We start from the raw sequence: 17,296 nt of genomic DNA on the forward strand, positions 1-17,296 counted from the left end.
ACAACCAACAACCAACAAATGTCAAATCAAACACTGCAAGCTAGTAGAGAATGGTGGTCACAAAGGTGGCTTGATTTGTTAGATTCTTATCGGTTTAAAAAGCGGTTGGAACGTGGCAGAATCTATGCACGCGAGGGAAACGTTCTCAGTATTGAATTTAAAGGTGCAAGGGTTTTAGCTAAAGTTCAAGGAAGTGAAGCAGAACCCTATAAAGTTTCGCTTTCCCTCGACCCCTTTAGTAATGAGGAATGGGGTTATGCATCTGAAACTATGTCTCAAAAGGCAATTTTCTCGGCAAAGTTGTTGGCAGGAGAAATGCCGCAAAATATAGAAGAGGTTTTTACTACCAATGGTCTTTCTCTCTTCCCTTTTACCTTATCTGATGTTCACAGTAAATGTTCTTGTCCTGACAAAGCAAATCCATGCAAACATGTTGCAGCAGTATATTATCAGTTAGGCGATCGCTTTAGTGAAGACCCGTTTGTTCTTTTTCAATTACGAGGACGTACCAAAGACCAGATTATTCGCAGTTTACGTGAGTTACGTAGTGTAGGAAATAATGTAGAGACGTTACATAGAGATAATGGAGAACTTCAGCATGATGAGTCCCAACAGACTACTTCTAGTTTACAAACACTGAGTTCTTTTTGGCAATACGATGAACCCCTTGAATCTTCTTTGGTAGTGATTGCACCATCAGGTAGCGAAACTGTTTTAGATGCTTTAGGAGCAATTCCTTTAGCTAAAGAAGAGGAAAAAACAGCAAACTTGACGACTGCTGATGTAGTGATGAAGTATTTAGATGCAGTTTACAAAGATGTCAGCCAGAAGGCGTTTCTAACAGCTATGAACGTAGGCGGGGGATAAGGGGGAAAATTTTGTTTAATACTGTAGTGATATTGACATATGGTGATTGAATGGTAAAGAGGCATAATCACCCAATAAAGCCAAAATGGAACTTCAAACCAAGATTATTACAGTAGAACTTGCTGATGGTACAAATGTTCGAGTAGAAGCTACACAAATAGGCGATCGTAAAATCAATTTTCAGTCTCGACCTTTTGAGGAAGTCACAAGTACTATTGAATCCTTATCGAAGGAAATTGCAGAATCAGTGCATAAAGTTAAGCCAGATAGAGCCAGCGTGAAATTTGGTATTGATATTGCAGTTGAATCTGGTAAATTGACGGCTTTAATGGTAAAGGGTGCAAGTAATGCCAATATAGAGATTACTTTGGAATGGGGTAAGTGAGTTAATGATAAAAATATCCTAAAATTTTTTGTGGTACGGGCATCTTGCCCGTTACCGATAAAAGACGGGCAAGATGCCCGTACCACAAGATAAAATGATTGATTACTTGCAGTTCCCTTCACTCTCAAAAATACTGCTTGAGTGTATAGGTAATGGCTGCTGAAAAGGGTGTAAACCGTCCGCCTGAATCTTGTTTATCATAGGCTTGAGCAAGTAACTGTATTTCTGCGCCTGTTAACCCATTAGTAGCTTGCAGTACTGCGTCAATGGCTGCACGTCTCAGCTTTCTTAACTTATTAATGTCAAGTGCCAGTTTTTGAATGGTTGTTTTAGCAGACGCTTGCTTTTGTGGGTCATCTGTGGGTAAAATTTCTCCAGATCCAGAGTACTTAAAGTAATCCGGACAATTTGGATCTAAAGGAGAAATCATCAGTTCCTCGTCAAACCAAGCTTGTTTTTTGTGCCCGCAATGGACTGGTACGCGAGGTCTTTCTTCATCTTCTCCCTGACACGAAGCGATAAGATTTGTGTATTCAAATGTGAGCTGTTTGTATACACTCTTGGGTCTATAGTGTTCTATATGACATTGCTTTCTAGCAATGGGTCTACCACAGTAGCAACAAATATAACCTTGTTCTTGTAGAAGAGAGAAATACACATCGTCTTTCACACCTTTAGCGAAAGATTTCCAATCAGGTATTCGACTCCCAAGCTTCTGCTTCCATTTGGTTAAGCTATCTGGTTCTCGGCTTTTTTGAATGTGTTTCATCTGTTTAAAACTTCCTTGCGGCGGATCAGTACATCTGCTCGTACAAATTCCGGATCGTCTTCTCCAATTTCATCTGCCAAATTTTGGCGCAATTGTTTGGCACTATCGAGATTCCCCCGATCGATTAATCTAAAAAGATGCACCAGACTATCTTTAATCTGTTGAGGTCTTTCAGCGACACCCATGATGTCTTCTAAAATGGTATTGCTATCCCTGCCAAAAGAACTTTCTGGTTGTTGGGCAATAATACCATCAGGTGTTGTTTCTAGAAGAAAGATATTATCAGCTTGAACGTGACTGACAACTTGTGGTGAGTGGGTTGTGATAATAAATTGACAATTGGGGAATGTTCTGGTAATAGCAGGAATAATTTCCCGTTGCCATTTTGGATGCAGGTGAAGTTCAATTTCATCGATTAAAACAACACCGTTCCCTTGCAGTGGATTGTCTAAACTTGGATTGGCAATTGCCAACCGCCTTGCTAAATCTCCTACCAAGGCTAGCAAGCATTTTTCACCATCAGATAATTGACTGACGATGAATTCTCTACCTTGTTTTTTGACAGTCATTCGCAGAGGCGATCGCTCAACGCGCAAGTCAGAAAAATCTGGTTGCATTGAGGAAACTGCATTTCTCACTGCTTCTAACTGTTTGTCTCTGCGATCGGAATTATCCCGGCGCAATTCATTTTCTAAATCTTCGCGATTTCGGAACCATTCAAAAAAGCCTTTGAAGTCAATTCTTCCACCCGTTAATGCTTGGTCGTAAGCATTTGTTTGTTGAAAAGAAAATGCTTCAGCAATTTCCAAAGGCATATCAAGAACAGCGCGGTTTACTGGGTAGTAAATTGCTAAAGGTATGTTGGCATTCTCGTTGGCTACCAGATGACTTCTAATTTCGTTAGCTGCTTTTTCTAAATCTTCTAGAAAGTCTTCGCTTGTCTCCTGACCTTCTATTTGATTGAAGTCTTCTAATAGCGATTCCAAAGCCAGTTTTAAATTTTTTTGTCCAGCCCGCTTTTGTAAAGGTTGTTCTCTCTTATCCAATAAAGCTTTAATTTCTTCCAATCTTCTTGCTGCTGAACTTTCAGGAGATTGGTCTTGTGTTTTAACCTCACTTAAAGACCAAGTTAAATCTTGTTCTTCATTTAGAGAAATTGTGATTTCAATTTGAGTCTCTTGACTGCCATTTGTTACATCTTCTTCGCTTAAAGAACGCATAAATTCTATAGAATCTTGAATTCGTCCTGTAAGCTGAGACAAAAGAATAGCAAGACAATCAAGGATACTGGATTTTCCCACACCATTGACACCGATAAGTACAGTTGGACCTGTTTCACAAAAATCCAACGTTAGATCGCCGATTCCACGGAATGAAGACATTTTTAGGTGTTTGACTTTCATAGAATTTTGGATTTTAGATTTTAGATTTTGGATTTTGGATTGAAAAGCTTGGTAGTTTAACTAGTCTGCTAAAATACAAATTTATCTGCGTCCATCCGCGTTCATCTGCGGTTAATTCCTTCCTCCTGTACCTCACGAATGTGAAAATTGCTATAATTTATCTCAAATTAATATAATACCTTTATCAAAAATGCGGTTATCGGTGTCGATACCACTGATTTCTATTCTATCTGTATAAACCTCATAAGCGGCAAAACTTAGCTTTTGTGCAGCAAAATCTGTCCAGTCTGAATGTCCTACAGGACGAGTTCCCGCACCCCCACCACAAATTAAATAAGTTGTTCCATTAATAGCTTTTGTGCGCTCGTAATGGTGTTCGTGACCGTTAATATAGAGTTGGACTCCGTATTTTTGAAACAGTGGCGTGAATATTTTAATAAAAGTTGGATTATTACCATAAACACCCGATGCATAAATCGGATGATGACCGTATACAATTTTCCAAGGTGCGTTAGAGCGACTTAATTCATTCTCTAACCATATTAGCTGATTTTTCCAATCAGCGTTGTTGTTGGTATCTAAAGCAAAAAATTGTATGCGATCGCTCTTAGCGCAAGCCGTACCCGGCTTATCGCGACGAAAAGTGTAGAAGCGCCCCAACATATTAAAGTTAACATATTTTATTTGAGGATAGCCATTGTCTGTGCGAATATCGTGATTTCCCAAAACAGCTTGAAATTTCACGCCTTTTTGAAGCAAAGATGCATAGGGACGCTCAAAAACTTCATTAATTTTTTCTATTTCGCCGTTAGTATATATATTATCTCCTGCAAGTAGAATGAGATCGTAGGGGTTTTGGCTGTGATACTCAGTCATTGCTCTAGCTACAGAATACTGACCCCTATCGCCAGTTCCTGTATCTGCAACAGAAACAAAACGAAGTAACAAATCTTTTGTTTTTGGTTTAGCAGAGACTACTGTATTTGCCACAGCAGCAGTATAAGTATAATTGCTATTTTGACGACCTAAAAAACTGATAACACCTGCACCAAGGGTAGTTAAACTACCAAAAAGAAAAAATCGACGACGTTTTAGTTTCACAGTATTTGGTTAGTGGTTAGTGGTTAGTGGTTACTGGTTAGTGGTTTGTAGACAAATGACACAAACTTGAAAAAAGAATGCGATACGTAGTGTGAAATTTAGTATGGGGAAAGCTTTTCCAATCCAAAATCCAAAATCTAAAATCCAAAATGGTATGACAATATAAATTTCAACAAACATGACACTTGACCGGAAAAAAATTTATGCACTGCAAAGGTTATTACCCAAACGATTGACACAAAAAGATTTTTCCTCAGATGTTAACTCATTCCATTCCACATCTCGGCGTAAAACGATACCATTGTGACCTGCTAAAAAGCGCGGTAATTGCTCGTATTGAATAACTTTTAGTGTTTGAATGTCATAAGTTGTATAGGTAGTTAATTCTGGTGAATTAAAGTTAATATCTAGCACGGTTAAAGATTTCAAACGGCGGGATCTGCTATCAATCAATGGTCGAGGTCCAGAACCGAGTAGCCCCAAGTGGAGTAGCTGTAAGTTACCACGATGTCCCGGATAGTAAGTATGCTGATGACCGCTAATATAGGTGTGTACTTTGTACCGTTCTAGCATTGCTCGCAGTCGATCTGCATTATCCATCACGTTTCCTGGCTCGTTACGACCAACTGCAATTCCATATAAAGGCAAATGACCGAGTAAAACTCGCATTTTGGCTGCTTGTGCTTTGGAACTAGCAAGAGTTTTTTCTACCCATTCCAACTTTTCTTTTGGAATGCGGCTAGAGGAACCATCCCACACCAGGAAAAAGATATCTTTGTACTCAAAAGTGTAGTAAAAAGGAAATTCAAAACGGTCAACAAATTGAACGCCTGGGTCGTGTGTGGGATTGTTCCAGTACTCTGTTGCCAAGTCTCGCTCTTTTTGGTAAATAAAATTACCTTTGGCTCCTAAGGAGCTGGAAGCATCATGATTCCCAATGGTAAAACCAAAAGGAAGCTTAGCACGGCGAAGAGGGGCTGTAATGTGGTCATCAAAAGCAGCCCACATTGCCCGGATTTGTTTTTCTGATAGGGTTGATTTTTGTCCAGCCACCATGTCTCCACCGCACAGAACGAGATCGGGTTGCCAAAAGGGAATCAACGCCATACCCTTATCCACTTCTGGATCGTAGTCCGTGGAACCATAAGCGCTATTGAGATCGCTGATAACTAACAAACGCACATCGCCACGGTTCGGATTGAACAAACCATCCGCTCCAGCGTTTTTGACAATGGCAGCTGTTTCCGGAGGTAAAGATGACTGTGAAACTATTTGAGGTTGAGTTTGGGGAACAGTGGTTTCTTCTGGGGGTTGTACTGCAACAGGTACCTGTGGTGATTTAACCGATTGACAGGCATGCAATCCAAAGGAAAGACACAGCACCAAAGCAATTCCAAAAAAGATTTGAGGAAAAAATAGTCGAAAACGCATCCCGTTTCGAGTCCAAGAAGAAGTTTACGCAATACCATAACTTATATCTTGCACCAACTTCAAAAACCGGGTTTCTTGCAAAATGGAAATTTTCTTACCTCTACTCCCTACTCCCTACTCCCTATTTTCAAATGCTGATTCAAATCGTTCTGTTAATTTCATGGTTTTATCGATCGTGGTAGAGGTTAAATTCTGTAGCAACATCATCGGCTATACTTTTTCTTAATTCCCAAGGCATAATGACTTCAGCTTTTGGTCGCCATGCTCGTATACGCATACTGACGTTGTTATCGCCGTGTCGGTAGTTGAGGCGATAGTAAGCATCTTTATGTGAACGATTTTCTAGAATTTTGAGCAATGTCTGTTGTTGTTCTGGTTGCTTTGTATTTTGCTGGATCAGATTCTTGGCTTGCTTGTAGCTAATCGCCTCAAAAGTTTCGTGTCGGAAGGTATTTTGGATATAGCGATCGTGAAAATTTCGGTCAAATCGTAAGAGCATCAGTTGGGAGGGTAAATAGAAATCGAACCCCCACGCTTTGGACATTTCTATAGCAATGTCATCTGGGTTCGGTAAAGATGCTTGTTGATAGCACTTCTGTAAATTTGAGGGAATGGCTGAGTTTGCCCATTCTAAGGCAATCATATCGTGAATGCGATCGAGGCGAAAATTGTACCAATCCGTTTTTCGTTCGGGGCTTTGACCGTAAGCACACAGATAAACTGCTCTCTGGACGTAGTAGATGCAGACTGGGTAAACTATGCAATCAAGAGTGTTTCCCAACCTGGCGCTTTTGTAAGTGAGTTTAATTGGTGAGACTGGAGTTTTTGCCCAAAGCTGTCTTAACTTGTATTGCCAATCCTCAACCATATCAATGGTGCTGCGGGGAATGACATAATCAAGTTGTAGGAACAAGCGTTGCACGCCGTTGATTTTTTGGGCGTGGGTTTCTGCGATGGCAACCAAATCTTCCTGTAAAAAGTTTAGTTCATAAGCACTGAGTTGGGTAGCTGTGGCTTCATCTTGAGAACTTACGGGACGTGGTGGAAATTCCCGCACGCGATGGTATTTTTGGGCTTTGTATTGCAGCCAGCCAAGTTCAGCGAGAGTTTCCAAATCACCTTGGAGAGAACGACGAGTTACACCGAACAAGCGCTGTTGTAGCTGTTTGTCCAGATGGGATAAATCCATACCAGTGTGAGCAAGCATCAATCCCTTCCACTGGTGAGCAGCAATGCTGGTTTTCTCACTAAATAACCACTCGGCTGTGGTTTTGGAACACGGACAAAGAGAGTCATGTGGTTTGGGGATGATATCTCCTTTTGGGTGCGTGGGAGTGAAGAATGCATCCCGCCATTCTGCATAGGTGAAAGAATCGTCTAAAACCAACCGCTTTTGGCTGTTTCCGTAGAGCGATCGCAACCATACCCACAAGCGAATTGCCCGCAATAGGTTCTGTTTGAGCGAACCTCGTGCCAACCACTGCAATAATTCTACATGGGGAAGATCTTGAAAAACTTGTTCAGACACTAGCCGAATTCCTGTAGGTGTAACTTTCTCTAGGATAAAGTCAATTGGAAGCAGAGTTTTCCAAGAAGGAACATATTCGCCCTCATCCCCAGCCCTTCTCCCTTAGGGAGAAGGGAGTCAGAATCTATTCTTTGTCTTCAAAAAGTATCTACAATGTATATACTAAAATAGAATAAATCACATAAGTCCATTTGTGTGAGGTTTGCATTTAGATTTGTAATTCTCTAAGGAAAACAATTTAAGGTATTGATTTATGAGCACAGTCATATCTAGATGGGGAAACAGCTTAGCCATTCGCATTCCTAAAGCAGTAGCCGATCGAATACAAGTTGAGGAAGGTACTCATGTGAGTATCAGTATTTCAGGTGATAGCATTGTGATTACGCCTCAAAAGAGAAAAAAATATACACTTGACCAACTTCTAGAAGGCATGACACCAGATAATTTTCATCCTGAAATTAATACCGGAAGCGCTGTGGGGAATGAGATTTGGTGAGCAGTTCATATATTCCAGAGCGAGGTGATATCGTTAAATTAGAATTTGGATTAGTCGAAATTACGGCGGATTTAATCAAACGGGCATTTACGTTGAAAAACTCAGGTATGTCTTTTGAAGAAATCGCCAAGACATTGAATGCTGAATTAGAACGTCAAGGGCGCGAGCAGCAAGGCTACCGCCCTGGTTTAGTGTTGTCTCCCTTTCAGTACAACAAAATGTCTTCTATGGTTTTGGCTTGTCCCATCACTTCTCACAAGAAAGGGCTGAGTTTTGAGGTCGCGCTGATGGATGGTATGAAAACGAAAGGAGTCATTTTAACCGACCAAGTAAAATCTTTAGATTGGAAAGCCAGAAAAGTCGTGTTTGTAGAGAAAGTGGAACAGGACTTAATGGAAGAAGTACAAGCAAGAATTGAAACTTTGATTCTGTAAGAGCTTTATGAATTTGCTCAGCTCCCCGACTTCTCAAAAAAGTTGGGGAGCTTGGAATGCTTACTGGAAGATGCATCTTCCAGTAGGGAGTATGATAGAGCCATGAGTTGAGAGGTTAATGAAATGACAACTTACAAGATGGAGCTTAAAGACGAGGTTTTGCGAGTCAATTTTGGAGAAGCCGCCCAAAATGACCGGATTGTCCAAGATACGACCGCCCGTCTCGAACAAATGATTGACTCAGGAGAACTTACAGGAGGTCCTCTACTTAAGGTTAATGGACCGGCTTCCATACCAGTAGCATTTGCGATCGCACATAAAGTGGCTCACCTTTACGGTGCAGTTGGTTGCTTTGACCCTAAATTAGGTAAATATGTGATTTGTATCACACACAATCCAGCGTATAAGTTAGGAGACTTGATTGATTAATTTGAATTGAGGTTCTTGGTGTTGATGTTTCTACCACTGCTTAATCAATGAGTACTTAGGGCTTGCTGAAAAAGAAAAAAAGGAGACAGTCTCTAAATTCTCAGACTATAGAAGTATATTCAGGTGCAAGAGAGGAGGGTAGAATAGCCAAAAATGCTTGCATCACTGCGATCGGCAGCATCAAGTATGCTGTTAGTAACCATGTACCGAAAACAGGGACAAACTTCAATCCCAACTGAAAACTTTGAACTCCCGTTCGAGGGCAAGTTATCAGAAGATAATCGTTGGGTAATGATGGCTGCTTTCATTCCTTGGACAGAATTTGAAGAAGAATATTCTTCATTTTTCTCAGTAGAGATGGGAGCACCTGCCAAATCTTTTCGGATGGCATTAGGGGCATTAATAATCAAAGAAAAGTTGGGGATAAGCGATAGAGAAACAGTAGAGCAAATTAAAGAAAATCCTTATCTACAGTACTTTATAGGAATGTCATATTATAGTAATGAAGCTCCATTTGATGCATCAATGTTGGTACATTTTCGGGAAAGAATTAGTGTGGAGCTTGTTAACAAAGTGAATCAAGAAATGGTGAAGAAGATGCTAGAAGCAACATCTTCTAAACTATCTGAAAAAAAAACAGAATCACCAGAAGAAGAAGGTGAGACACCCAAAAATCGGGGAAAATTAATAATAGATGCAACTTGTGCTCCGGGTGATATCAGCTATCCGACAGATTTAGAGCTACTCAATCAAGCAAGAAAACAGACAGAGAAAATTATAGACTTACTTTACGAACAGACTTTGGGTCAATTAGAGAAAAAACCAAGAACCTATAGAGAGAGGGCTAGAAAGGATTATCTAGCAGTCGCTAAAAAACGTCGCGTTTCCCAAAAAGACAGGAGAAAAGCAATTAGAAAACAACTTCAATATATCAAAAGAAACTTATCTCATATTGAACAGCTAATTATTTCAGGAGCCTCTCTGGAAGATTTAAGTCACAGACAATATAAGATGTTGCTTGTAGTTGCAGAAGTCTACCGTCAACAACTCTGGTTGTATGAAAATAAAAAACAGAGTATTGACGACCGCATTGTCAGTTTAACCCAACCACATATCCGTCCAATTGTCCGAGGGAAAGCTGGTAAATCGGTAGAATTTGGGGCAAAATTGTCTGCTAGTTGCTTTGAAGGATATATATTTTTAGACCATATAAGTTGGGATAATTTTAATGAATCAGGAGACTTAAAAGCTCAAGTAGAAGCCTTTAAAAATTACACAGGGTACTATCCAGAATCTGTTCATGTTGATAAAATTTATCGCACAAGAGAGAACCGAGCTTGGTGTAAAGAAAGAGGTATTATAATGAGCGGACCTCCTTTAGGAAGACCCCCAGCTAATGTTAGTAAAGAAAAAAAGAAACAAGATTTAGAATCTGAGAGAATTCGTAATTGTATTGAGGGAAAATTTGGACAGGGGAAAAGAAGATTTAGCCTCAATCGCGTGATGACGAAACTTGCTCATACTTCTGAAACTGCAATTGCTATTACTTTTTTAGTGATGAATCTTTCTACTCAGCTCTCGCGGCTATTTTATGCTTTTTTATGTCTATTTTTTAAAACTACACCTTTTTCCCCATTTACTATTATTGAAAATAATCAGTCCTTAAATCATAGATAGCATCTGCTTATATTAGACCCTTGTTGAGTAACTAATCAATTCTTATCTTGCTGTTTTCTGACTTTTTCAGCAAGCCCTAACTAAATTTAACAATTTTGTTACAAACTGTCAATGGGACTTGACAAAAAAAGACTGATAGCTCTCATGAGTCCCACTTATCAGTTTTTGGAATAGCCCCCTTCCAACAAGGTATATGATTTAGGTCAATTGATGTGAGTGTCAGTAGCGATCGCATCTTTATGACGACTTAATTTATCGCCTTTCTAACCAAGCCTGTAAATCAGCCACACTGGTAAAATCTAAAAGTGCTTCGCTCAAATCTTCAAGAACCGGTAAGGGGAAATCGGAAATTTGAAGACGTATTGCCTCAGAAAGCTCTCCAAACCGCTTGTTCAACTGTCGGATAACGAGATTTACTGTCGCTTCTTCTCGTCCTTCTTCTCGTCCTTCTTCTCGTCCTTCTTCTCGTCCTTCTTCCTTGATTTCTCGATAAACTCGCGTTTCCTGCAATGTTATTCCTAGCATAGACTCTATCTCCCTGCGGCTCAATTGTTCAAACTTATATACTATTATTGTTGTCACCATCTCTATTATGGCGCGACTTGATGGTTGAGATTGTTCTTGGCTGCTTCTTGTTAACAAATATCTGGCTTCTTCGATGGCTTGTTCATCCCTTACCGTAGTAAGTACCATCAGCGCTACCCATAAAGGTAATTGACGAATATCTCCCAACTCATTTAAATACACCCGATGTACTTGGTCACTGTTAAGCAATGCGCGATAGGGATGAATATCGCTTTGTTCGGTACTGCGTGACGGATAAATTATAACCGCTTGCCAATCGCTAAATCTCTCACGGTTGCGGTAAAAATAAAGTGAAGATTCAGCACATAGCCTTTCGTAAAGTCGTTCATCTTTTTGAAACTGCACCTCGCAGAAATATACCACTCCTGCACCTTGATTTTCTGGTGGTAGAAACACGCCGTCAATTTCAAATTTCGGTTCTTTGACAGCAACGGAATCAAATTTATAAGCGTTTGCATTGTTTGGAGGATTTGTCAATAGTTCAAAGAGCAAAGTAGGCGATTGTTGAAAAAGTTTGTAAAATATCGAATCTCGACGCATAAGGCATTTTGCTGAGTTTATCTGTTTGATTTACGACGTGTTGAACAGTATATACCCTTAGAAAATTAGTTTTGGTAAGAACTATTATTATTTACAAACAAATAATGATTCTGGTTTGTAGTTGCGCCTTAGCGCTAAAGCGCAACTACGAGCCAATTTACAAAATTTTCATATTTTATTACATAATTTGATGTTTTGCTGAAATTATTTATCTAAAATCAACCATGACCCTAACTATGAAGCTGAGAGAATATTAGTTTTACAGCTAGAAAACGACACGATCTGAGGCAAAGCAGTGTTAAATTAGCTGAGGAGGTAGCAACCTTGATCGGTGGCTTTAATTGAAGTTTTATGTCACAAGACAATCCAAATCCACAACCACCTTCTTCTCCTGAACCACAGGGGAGTCAGTCCCAGCAAAGGGTTGAGCAAGTAACTCAGCCTTCCACAAGAGTTCAACCCGCTTGGAAGTCTTTTATTATCGGAATTCTGAGAGGAACGATTGGAATTTTAGAAGCAACAGTCAACAAACTGGAGACAGAATCTCCAGTCGGGGCTGTCGAGACGAGAGGAGGAGCGTCTTCACAAGGGTGGAGTGCAGTTTTAGGAAAAATCCGCTCGTTCTTGCCTGAAAATTTATCAACTAAGTTTTCAGATACAGCTTTAACAGGGATTATTGCTGGAATTACTGTTATTGTCTTCTGGACAACTTCCTCTATCCTCTCTGGTAAACCTACTGAGGTAGCCACTGTTCCACCAACTCAAGAAGCGCCTCCTGCAACGATCGCGACTCCAACAGAAGAAACACCTCCACCAGTTGCAGAAGAAGTCCCAGTACCACAAACTGAGGAAACTCCAACACCACAACCAGAAGAAACACCTCCACCAATAGCGGAGGAAGTTCCCCCACAGGTTGAGGAAAGCCCATTGCCAGAGCCAGAACCAACTCCCCCTCCAACACCAGAGATAGTCTTAACTCCAGAACAAACTTTGGTTGCAGCTATCGAAAATCAAGTAGCAGAGATTAGCGATCGCTTTGCTGCAGAATTGATACAGTCAATTCAAGCTAACTTCCGCAGCAGCAATCTGACTATCAAAATTAGTAACGAATGGTACAATCTAAAACAATCGCAACAGGACAAACTAGCGGCGGATATACTACAGCGCTCGAAAGATTTAGATTTTAGCCATTTAGAAATTATTGACTTTCAAGGTAGATTAGTAGCGCGTAATCCTGTTGTTGGTAGTGAGATGATTATTTTTCAACGGCAAGCCATAAATTCTTAGAGATTTTTGAACGAAAATGTTTTGGCACAGTCTGAAAATCCTTGTAAATCCAAAATCCAAAATCTAAAATCTAAAATCCAACATCCGCTTGGCGAGTCTTTCTAGCAAGAGCGACTGCGCTGAATTGATAAAAAAGTGGTCACCTGGAAGCATCTCTAATGAGAAAGCAGAATTTGTCTGTTCTCGCCATGCTTCCAGTTCTTCATAATTAGCTTCTGTATCTTCCAATCCACCAAAAGTAGCTATGGGAAAGTCAAGGGGTGGCTCGTAACTATAAACATAGGTTTCCAAAACTGCAAAATCTGCTCGTACAATAGGGACAAGGAGTTCCATCAATTCGGCGTTTTCCAGTACTGCTTTGGGAGTCCCATTGAGTCGGCGTAATTCTTCTTTGAATTCAGAATCGCCTAGAGTGTGAATCGGCGGCTTTGTGTCGGGGATTTGAGGAGCGCGACGAGCAGAAACAAACAGGTGTACTGGTTCTAAAGTGTACTCTTTTCGGAGTAAACGGGCAAGCTCAAAACTAATAAGCGCACCCATACTGTGACCGAAAAAGGCAAATGGTTTGTCTAAACGTGGTTTGAGAGCTTGAGCTAGAGCTTCAACCAAAGATTCCAGTCGAGTGAATGGAGCTAGCTTCATTTGGCTTCCCCGTCCGGGAAGTTCCACAGGGCAAACTTCTACATTTAAGGGTAGACTATCTGACCATTTGCGAAAAATCAGAGAGCTACCACCTGCATAGGGAAAGCAAAATAAACGCAGGTTGGCTTGAAGATTGGGTTTTGGACAGGTTACCCAGGAGTTAAAGGTTGATGTATTAGTCATAACTTAATAAGTTTACACGTTAACTATTATACTTGGTAACTACTGTAAGGGATTTTCAGTTAAAGAAATATCTGATCGGAGCACTCGAAGATGGTGCGTTACGGTGCATGAAGTGAGTGTGTAGATAAATATATAACAGATTAGCATCTCCTAAAAGATAGAAATCATGTCACAATAGCGAAAATTGATGGTGAAGGAAGTTTATGATAGTTATTTTCTATGAATTCTATGTTGCTCAATGCTACGTACTTCTTTTATGATGACAACAAGTAATTGACAGCTACTCTCAAGAAGTATTCTCTTGTTAGCTCAAAAGTTACAAGTTAAGTTACAAAATATAAGAGACGAACAAGAGAAATATAAAGGACAGGCGAGACGCCCATCCCACAAAACTATCACAAACATCCTGCAAATACGCAACGCGAGCGCTCCGATATGATTTGTGAGATGGCTGCGTGAGTATAGTCCTTTGTAAGTACACAGGATTAGTGACGACTTATGAAGTATATAGAGGGAATGACACTCCCTTTGCAGAAGCGTGCTTTGTATTTGAAAAAGAGAGTCATAAATAATGGGTAGTGGTGCATCAGATAAATCAACTCGTATGGCGATCGCACAATGGCTCTCAAGATATTGCCTACAGAGTTTGATGATTTTCCTTGCGATCGCACTTGTGAGTATTCCTCTTCTTGCAATTGCATCTGAAGAGAAGTCCAATCCCAGCAATAAACCGGAACCTCTTCAAACTGAGATTACACAGCTGGATCTCAAAATTATTGAGCAGTTGGTTGTTATTGCTCAGCGCAACTCTGCCTCTGTACAGGAGACAAAAGATGCAATGGGATTGAATGCCTTTGTGGACGTCGTGGAAATAGAATTAGCGTCGTATCAAACCACGTCAAATTTCACACCGCCCGATCTCGCGTCAAAGGAGCAGGGTTTGTCCCTTAACGTCACAATCGATCCAATTAAACTTATCAGGACTGTTCAGCAATTGCCTGTCATGAAGGCTCGTTGGAGTGAAGCTAAGCATAAACTACGAGTAGCCGTGGTGAAATACTACGTTGCTTATCTCCAAGCCCGTCAATCCTCGAAAATTGCTGCCTATCGAATGCAAAAGTTTTCGGAAAGCGAACGCATTGCCAGTCTTCATTCCCAAGCAAGTGTCAACCAACTTGCCAATCCTGATTATATTGCAGCCGCGACAGAAATGCTGAGTACGAGCACACAAGAACGAGTAGCATTGGAAGAACTAGCAGCCTGCGTCGGTTTATCCTCCCAAGCAGCGATCGCTGTCATCAACGGAAAATAGCTATGGCAATCCTAATAATGAATTGTGATTTTACCGTTATGGTAACCATTTGTAAGCGCTTTTCAATTAGGGTTTGTTGTCATGTTGCACTTTTTTCTGCTGGTCACGTTATTAGTCATTAGTTCTTTGTTCAGTTTAAATACAAATGACAAAGGACTAATGACCAATGACGAATAAATAAAATGTGCAAGCTTATTTGCGTTTTATCCCTGACTGCGAGCAACTTCCTCCATCTTTTTCCGGAGGCTCAGCGGTCTCATGTCAGTCCAAACTTCTTTGATGTAATCCAGGCATTCTTGTTTCAGACCACTTTTGCCAGCATCCTTCCAGCCTAGTGCGTTCTCCCGGTCAGCTGGCCAAATAGAATACTGTTCTTCGTGATTAACTACAACTTTGTAAATCGTCGTATCTTCTTTGTCGTCTTGATACATAATTTATCCTTTTGGCGAATACAACACAAAACTATCTGCGTTTATCAGCGTTCATCTGCGGTTAAAATCCAAACAATATCATACCTCCACAGGTTCAAGGTGTCCTTTCCCCTCTAAGGTCGCTAAGTTAATATCTGCGATGCATCGAACTTTCACATAGTTTAGAGTTAGGTTGCCAACTATATGAACCTGACCCTTTTGGTTCTCAAAGTCAGCTTCCTTAAAATTAGATGCTTCTGGGTCAAGTGTGACACCTAAATCAGTCCCTCCCCTAGTATTCGTGAATTTGATGTGAACATATCCACGGTCAATACATTCCTTCAAAGCAGTGGCTGTTTTTTCAGGTCGTAAGCTTGCTTCGACAGGATGCTCGCCTTCTGACAATCGTTGTACTAACTCATTCATAAAAGTCTTTCCCAAAACCTTATAATTCCTAACTAAGAAGTATTGCAGTCTGACATAACTAACAACTCAGTTTTTACCCACTGCAACTTCCTCAAACGCAATATTCACAGAGACTTCCCTCCAAGCATCCAGTTCTGCTTTGATGAACTGCAGTGCGGCATCCATAATATTGACTGCATCTGCTCCCAGTACTAATCTCTGTGGCGGGTTATTGCTATTAACCGCTTGAATGATCGCCAGAGCAGCTTTCTTCGGGTCACCTGGTGCCTTGACTTTCATGTTCTGCATATCCCGCACACGCTGGCGTTGACTGCTAATCAATGGCTGATAGTCCTCAATTTGGGTGTCAGTTAAGACATAAGAACGACTGAAAAAATCTGTACGCAACCAACCAGGTTCAACTATTGTGACTTTGATACCGAAAGGTGCAACTTCGTTAGCTAACGATCCGGAAAGTCCTTCTAGCGCAAGTTTGCTACTGCCATAAATTCCCCCGCCAGATTTGGCCATAAAGCAAGCTATTGATGAAATATTAAGGATGTGCCCGCTGCGTTGTTGTCGCATATGAGGTAGTACTACCCGGAGGGTTTCTAAGACACCAAAAAAGTTTGTTTCAAACTGACTGCGAACTGCTTCATCGCTGACTTCTTCAATAACCCCCGCAACCTCACATGCGGCATTATTGACGAGTACATCAATGCGTCCAAAGTTGGTAATTGCTTGTTTCACTGCCTCCCGCACCTCTTCGGGTTTCGTTACATCAAGTTGCACTGCTAAAGCACGACCCGGAAATCTTGCTGCTAAATCTTCTACCTGCTGTGGATTTCGTGCTGTTAGCACTACTGTCTCGTCCTGCTCGAGCACTGTTTCTGCCAATGCTCGACCAAGACCCCTTGAGCTACCAGTGATGAACCATACCCGTGCATGAGAAACAGACGAGGTTACCATAAGAATTCTCCCTAGTTATGAATCACTTTTGTTTTGAATTGCTGATGCTCCGACTTCTACGGATTCGTATACTGGAATTTCAAATGCAAGGATCTTGTGACAAAACTCTTTCCATTCGGGAGTTATATTGTCAAAAATGATATTTTCATCCTTGAAAATCCCATCTGTAACTACGTAGTTTTCTTGTAAATAGAGAAAATCATCATCCGTTAGCCCTCTCTTGACTTCAACTTCCGTACCATCGACTTCGTGCTTTTCTTTCCTCATATTTTCCGAATTCTCAGTCCATTGACTGAACTGACGTAATTTGTTGAGTGAGTATGCTTTGCAGTATTTTCCCATTGTTGCCATAGGAGCCTCTCTTTTAAGAGTGTTCAGTAATGAGTTGTCATTTATGACATGATGAATAGACATTTCTTTGGAAAAAATTTTAAAACAACCAT

The 17,296-nt window shown here is 40.6% G+C and carries 19 protein-coding genes; 8 read left to right on the forward strand and 11 right to left on the reverse strand.

The annotated features are described in order from the left end of the window. Positions 1-18: 18 nt before the first annotated feature. On the forward strand, positions 19-867 hold the full coding sequence (locus WA1_RS43430) for an SWIM zinc finger family protein (RefSeq protein WP_017748316.1): 849 nt from the start codon (positions 19-21) through the stop codon (positions 865-867). Positions 868-952: 85 nt separating this feature from the next. After that, positions 953-1,252 carry a CU044_2847 family protein gene (locus WA1_RS43435; protein ID WP_017748317.1) on the forward strand — a complete coding sequence of 100 codons (300 nt, stop codon included), beginning with the start codon at positions 953-955 and terminating at the stop codon, positions 1,250-1,252. Between the two features lie 124 nt (positions 1,253-1,376). On the opposite strand, the gene WA1_RS43440 is transcribed toward WA1_RS43435, so the two are convergent. The 5 genes from WA1_RS43440 to WA1_RS43460 form a co-directional block, all read right to left on the reverse strand. Then, a complete protein-coding gene (locus tag WA1_RS43440) occupies positions 1,377-2,021 on the reverse strand; it encodes a retron system putative HNH endonuclease (RefSeq protein WP_017748318.1) in 645 nt (214 codons plus the stop codon). Continuing rightward, positions 2,018-3,424: an AAA family ATPase gene (locus WA1_RS43445; RefSeq protein WP_017748319.1), complete on the reverse strand. Its 1,407-nt coding sequence runs from the start codon at positions 3,422-3,424 to the stop codon at positions 2,018-2,020. Before WA1_RS43445 ends, WA1_RS43440 begins: the two co-directional genes overlap by 4 nt. Before the next feature lie 162 nt (positions 3,425-3,586). After that, on the reverse strand, positions 3,587-4,525 hold the full coding sequence (locus tag WA1_RS43450) for a metallophosphoesterase family protein (RefSeq protein ID WP_017748320.1): 939 nt from the start codon (positions 4,523-4,525) through the stop codon (positions 3,587-3,589). A gap of 201 nt (positions 4,526-4,726) precedes the next feature. After that, positions 4,727-5,956 carry a metallophosphoesterase family protein gene (locus WA1_RS43455; RefSeq protein ID WP_017748322.1) on the reverse strand — a complete coding sequence of 410 codons (1,230 nt, stop codon included), beginning with the start codon at positions 5,954-5,956 and terminating at the stop codon, positions 4,727-4,729. A gap of 166 nt (positions 5,957-6,122) precedes the next feature. Next, positions 6,123-7,484, reverse strand: a complete 1,362-nt coding sequence (locus tag WA1_RS43460) for a TIGR03985 family CRISPR-associated protein (protein ID WP_017748323.1) — start codon at positions 7,482-7,484, stop codon at positions 6,123-6,125. 253 nt (positions 7,485-7,737) lie between these two features. On the opposite strand from WA1_RS43460, the gene WA1_RS43465 reads away from it, so the two are divergent. The 4 genes from WA1_RS43465 to WA1_RS43480 all read left to right on the forward strand — a co-directional run bounded on the left by WA1_RS43465 (position 7,738) and on the right by WA1_RS43480 (position 10,520). Continuing rightward, positions 7,738-7,980, forward strand: coding sequence for an AbrB/MazE/SpoVT family DNA-binding domain-containing protein (locus WA1_RS43465; protein ID WP_017748324.1), 243 nt, complete (start codon positions 7,738-7,740; stop codon positions 7,978-7,980). After that, positions 7,977-8,414 (forward strand): type II toxin-antitoxin system PemK/MazF family toxin, encoded by a 438-nt coding sequence (locus WA1_RS43470; RefSeq protein ID WP_017748325.1) that lies wholly within the window; start codon positions 7,977-7,979, stop codon positions 8,412-8,414. The genes WA1_RS43465 and WA1_RS43470 overlap by 4 nt, the downstream gene beginning before the upstream one ends. Positions 8,415-8,537: 123 nt before the next feature. Continuing rightward, on the forward strand, positions 8,538-8,843 hold the full coding sequence (locus WA1_RS43475) for a CRISPR-associated protein Csx3 (RefSeq protein WP_017748326.1): 306 nt from the start codon (positions 8,538-8,540) through the stop codon (positions 8,841-8,843). 201 nt (positions 8,844-9,044) lie between these two features. Continuing rightward, entirely contained in the window at positions 9,045-10,520 is a 1,476-nt protein-coding gene (locus tag WA1_RS43480; protein WP_026135401.1) for an IS5 family transposase, read from the forward strand. A gap of 252 nt (positions 10,521-10,772) precedes the next feature. Here WA1_RS43480 and WA1_RS43485 read toward each other — a convergent pair whose 3' ends face one another. Further along, complete coding sequence (locus WA1_RS43485) at positions 10,773-11,645, reverse strand: Rpn family recombination-promoting nuclease/putative transposase (protein WP_017744594.1); 873 nt, start codon at positions 11,643-11,645, stop codon at positions 10,773-10,775. 351 nt (positions 11,646-11,996) lie between these two features. Here WA1_RS43485 and WA1_RS43490 point away from each other — a divergent pair, with 351 nt between their 5' ends. Then, positions 11,997-12,932 (forward strand): hypothetical protein, encoded by a 936-nt coding sequence (locus WA1_RS43490; protein WP_017744595.1) that lies wholly within the window; start codon positions 11,997-11,999, stop codon positions 12,930-12,932. Positions 12,933-12,995: 63 nt separating this feature from the next. Here WA1_RS43490 and WA1_RS43495 read toward each other — a convergent pair whose 3' ends face one another. Beyond that, positions 12,996-13,757 carry a thioesterase II family protein gene (locus WA1_RS43495; RefSeq protein ID WP_017744596.1) on the reverse strand — a complete coding sequence of 254 codons (762 nt, stop codon included), beginning with the start codon at positions 13,755-13,757 and terminating at the stop codon, positions 12,996-12,998. Positions 13,758-14,328: 571 nt separating this feature from the next. Between WA1_RS43495 and WA1_RS43500 the strand changes: the two genes are divergently transcribed. Further along, positions 14,329-15,069: a hypothetical protein gene (locus WA1_RS43500; RefSeq protein ID WP_017744597.1), complete on the forward strand. Its 741-nt coding sequence runs from the start codon at positions 14,329-14,331 to the stop codon at positions 15,067-15,069. Positions 15,070-15,272: 203 nt separating this feature from the next. On the opposite strand, the gene WA1_RS43505 is transcribed toward WA1_RS43500, so the two are convergent. The 4 genes from WA1_RS43505 to WA1_RS43520 form a co-directional block, all read right to left on the reverse strand. Continuing rightward, entirely contained in the window at positions 15,273-15,500 is a 228-nt protein-coding gene (locus tag WA1_RS43505) for an MbtH family protein (RefSeq protein WP_017744598.1), read from the reverse strand. Between the two features lie 78 nt (positions 15,501-15,578). Continuing rightward, positions 15,579-15,905 (reverse strand): hypothetical protein, encoded by a 327-nt coding sequence (locus WA1_RS43510; RefSeq protein WP_017744599.1) that lies wholly within the window; start codon positions 15,903-15,905, stop codon positions 15,579-15,581. 66 nt (positions 15,906-15,971) lie between these two features. Then, positions 15,972-16,853: an oxidoreductase gene (locus tag WA1_RS43515; RefSeq protein WP_017744600.1), complete on the reverse strand. Its 882-nt coding sequence runs from the start codon at positions 16,851-16,853 to the stop codon at positions 15,972-15,974. Positions 16,854-16,868: 15 nt separating this feature from the next. Then, positions 16,869-17,204, reverse strand: coding sequence for a hypothetical protein (locus tag WA1_RS43520; RefSeq protein WP_026134790.1), 336 nt, complete (start codon positions 17,202-17,204; stop codon positions 16,869-16,871). Positions 17,205-17,296 lie beyond the last annotated feature (92 nt).

This window comes from Scytonema hofmannii PCC 7110 (assembly GCF_000346485.2).
Lineage (GTDB): Bacteria > Cyanobacteriota > Cyanobacteriia > Cyanobacteriales > Nostocaceae > Scytonema > Scytonema hofmannii.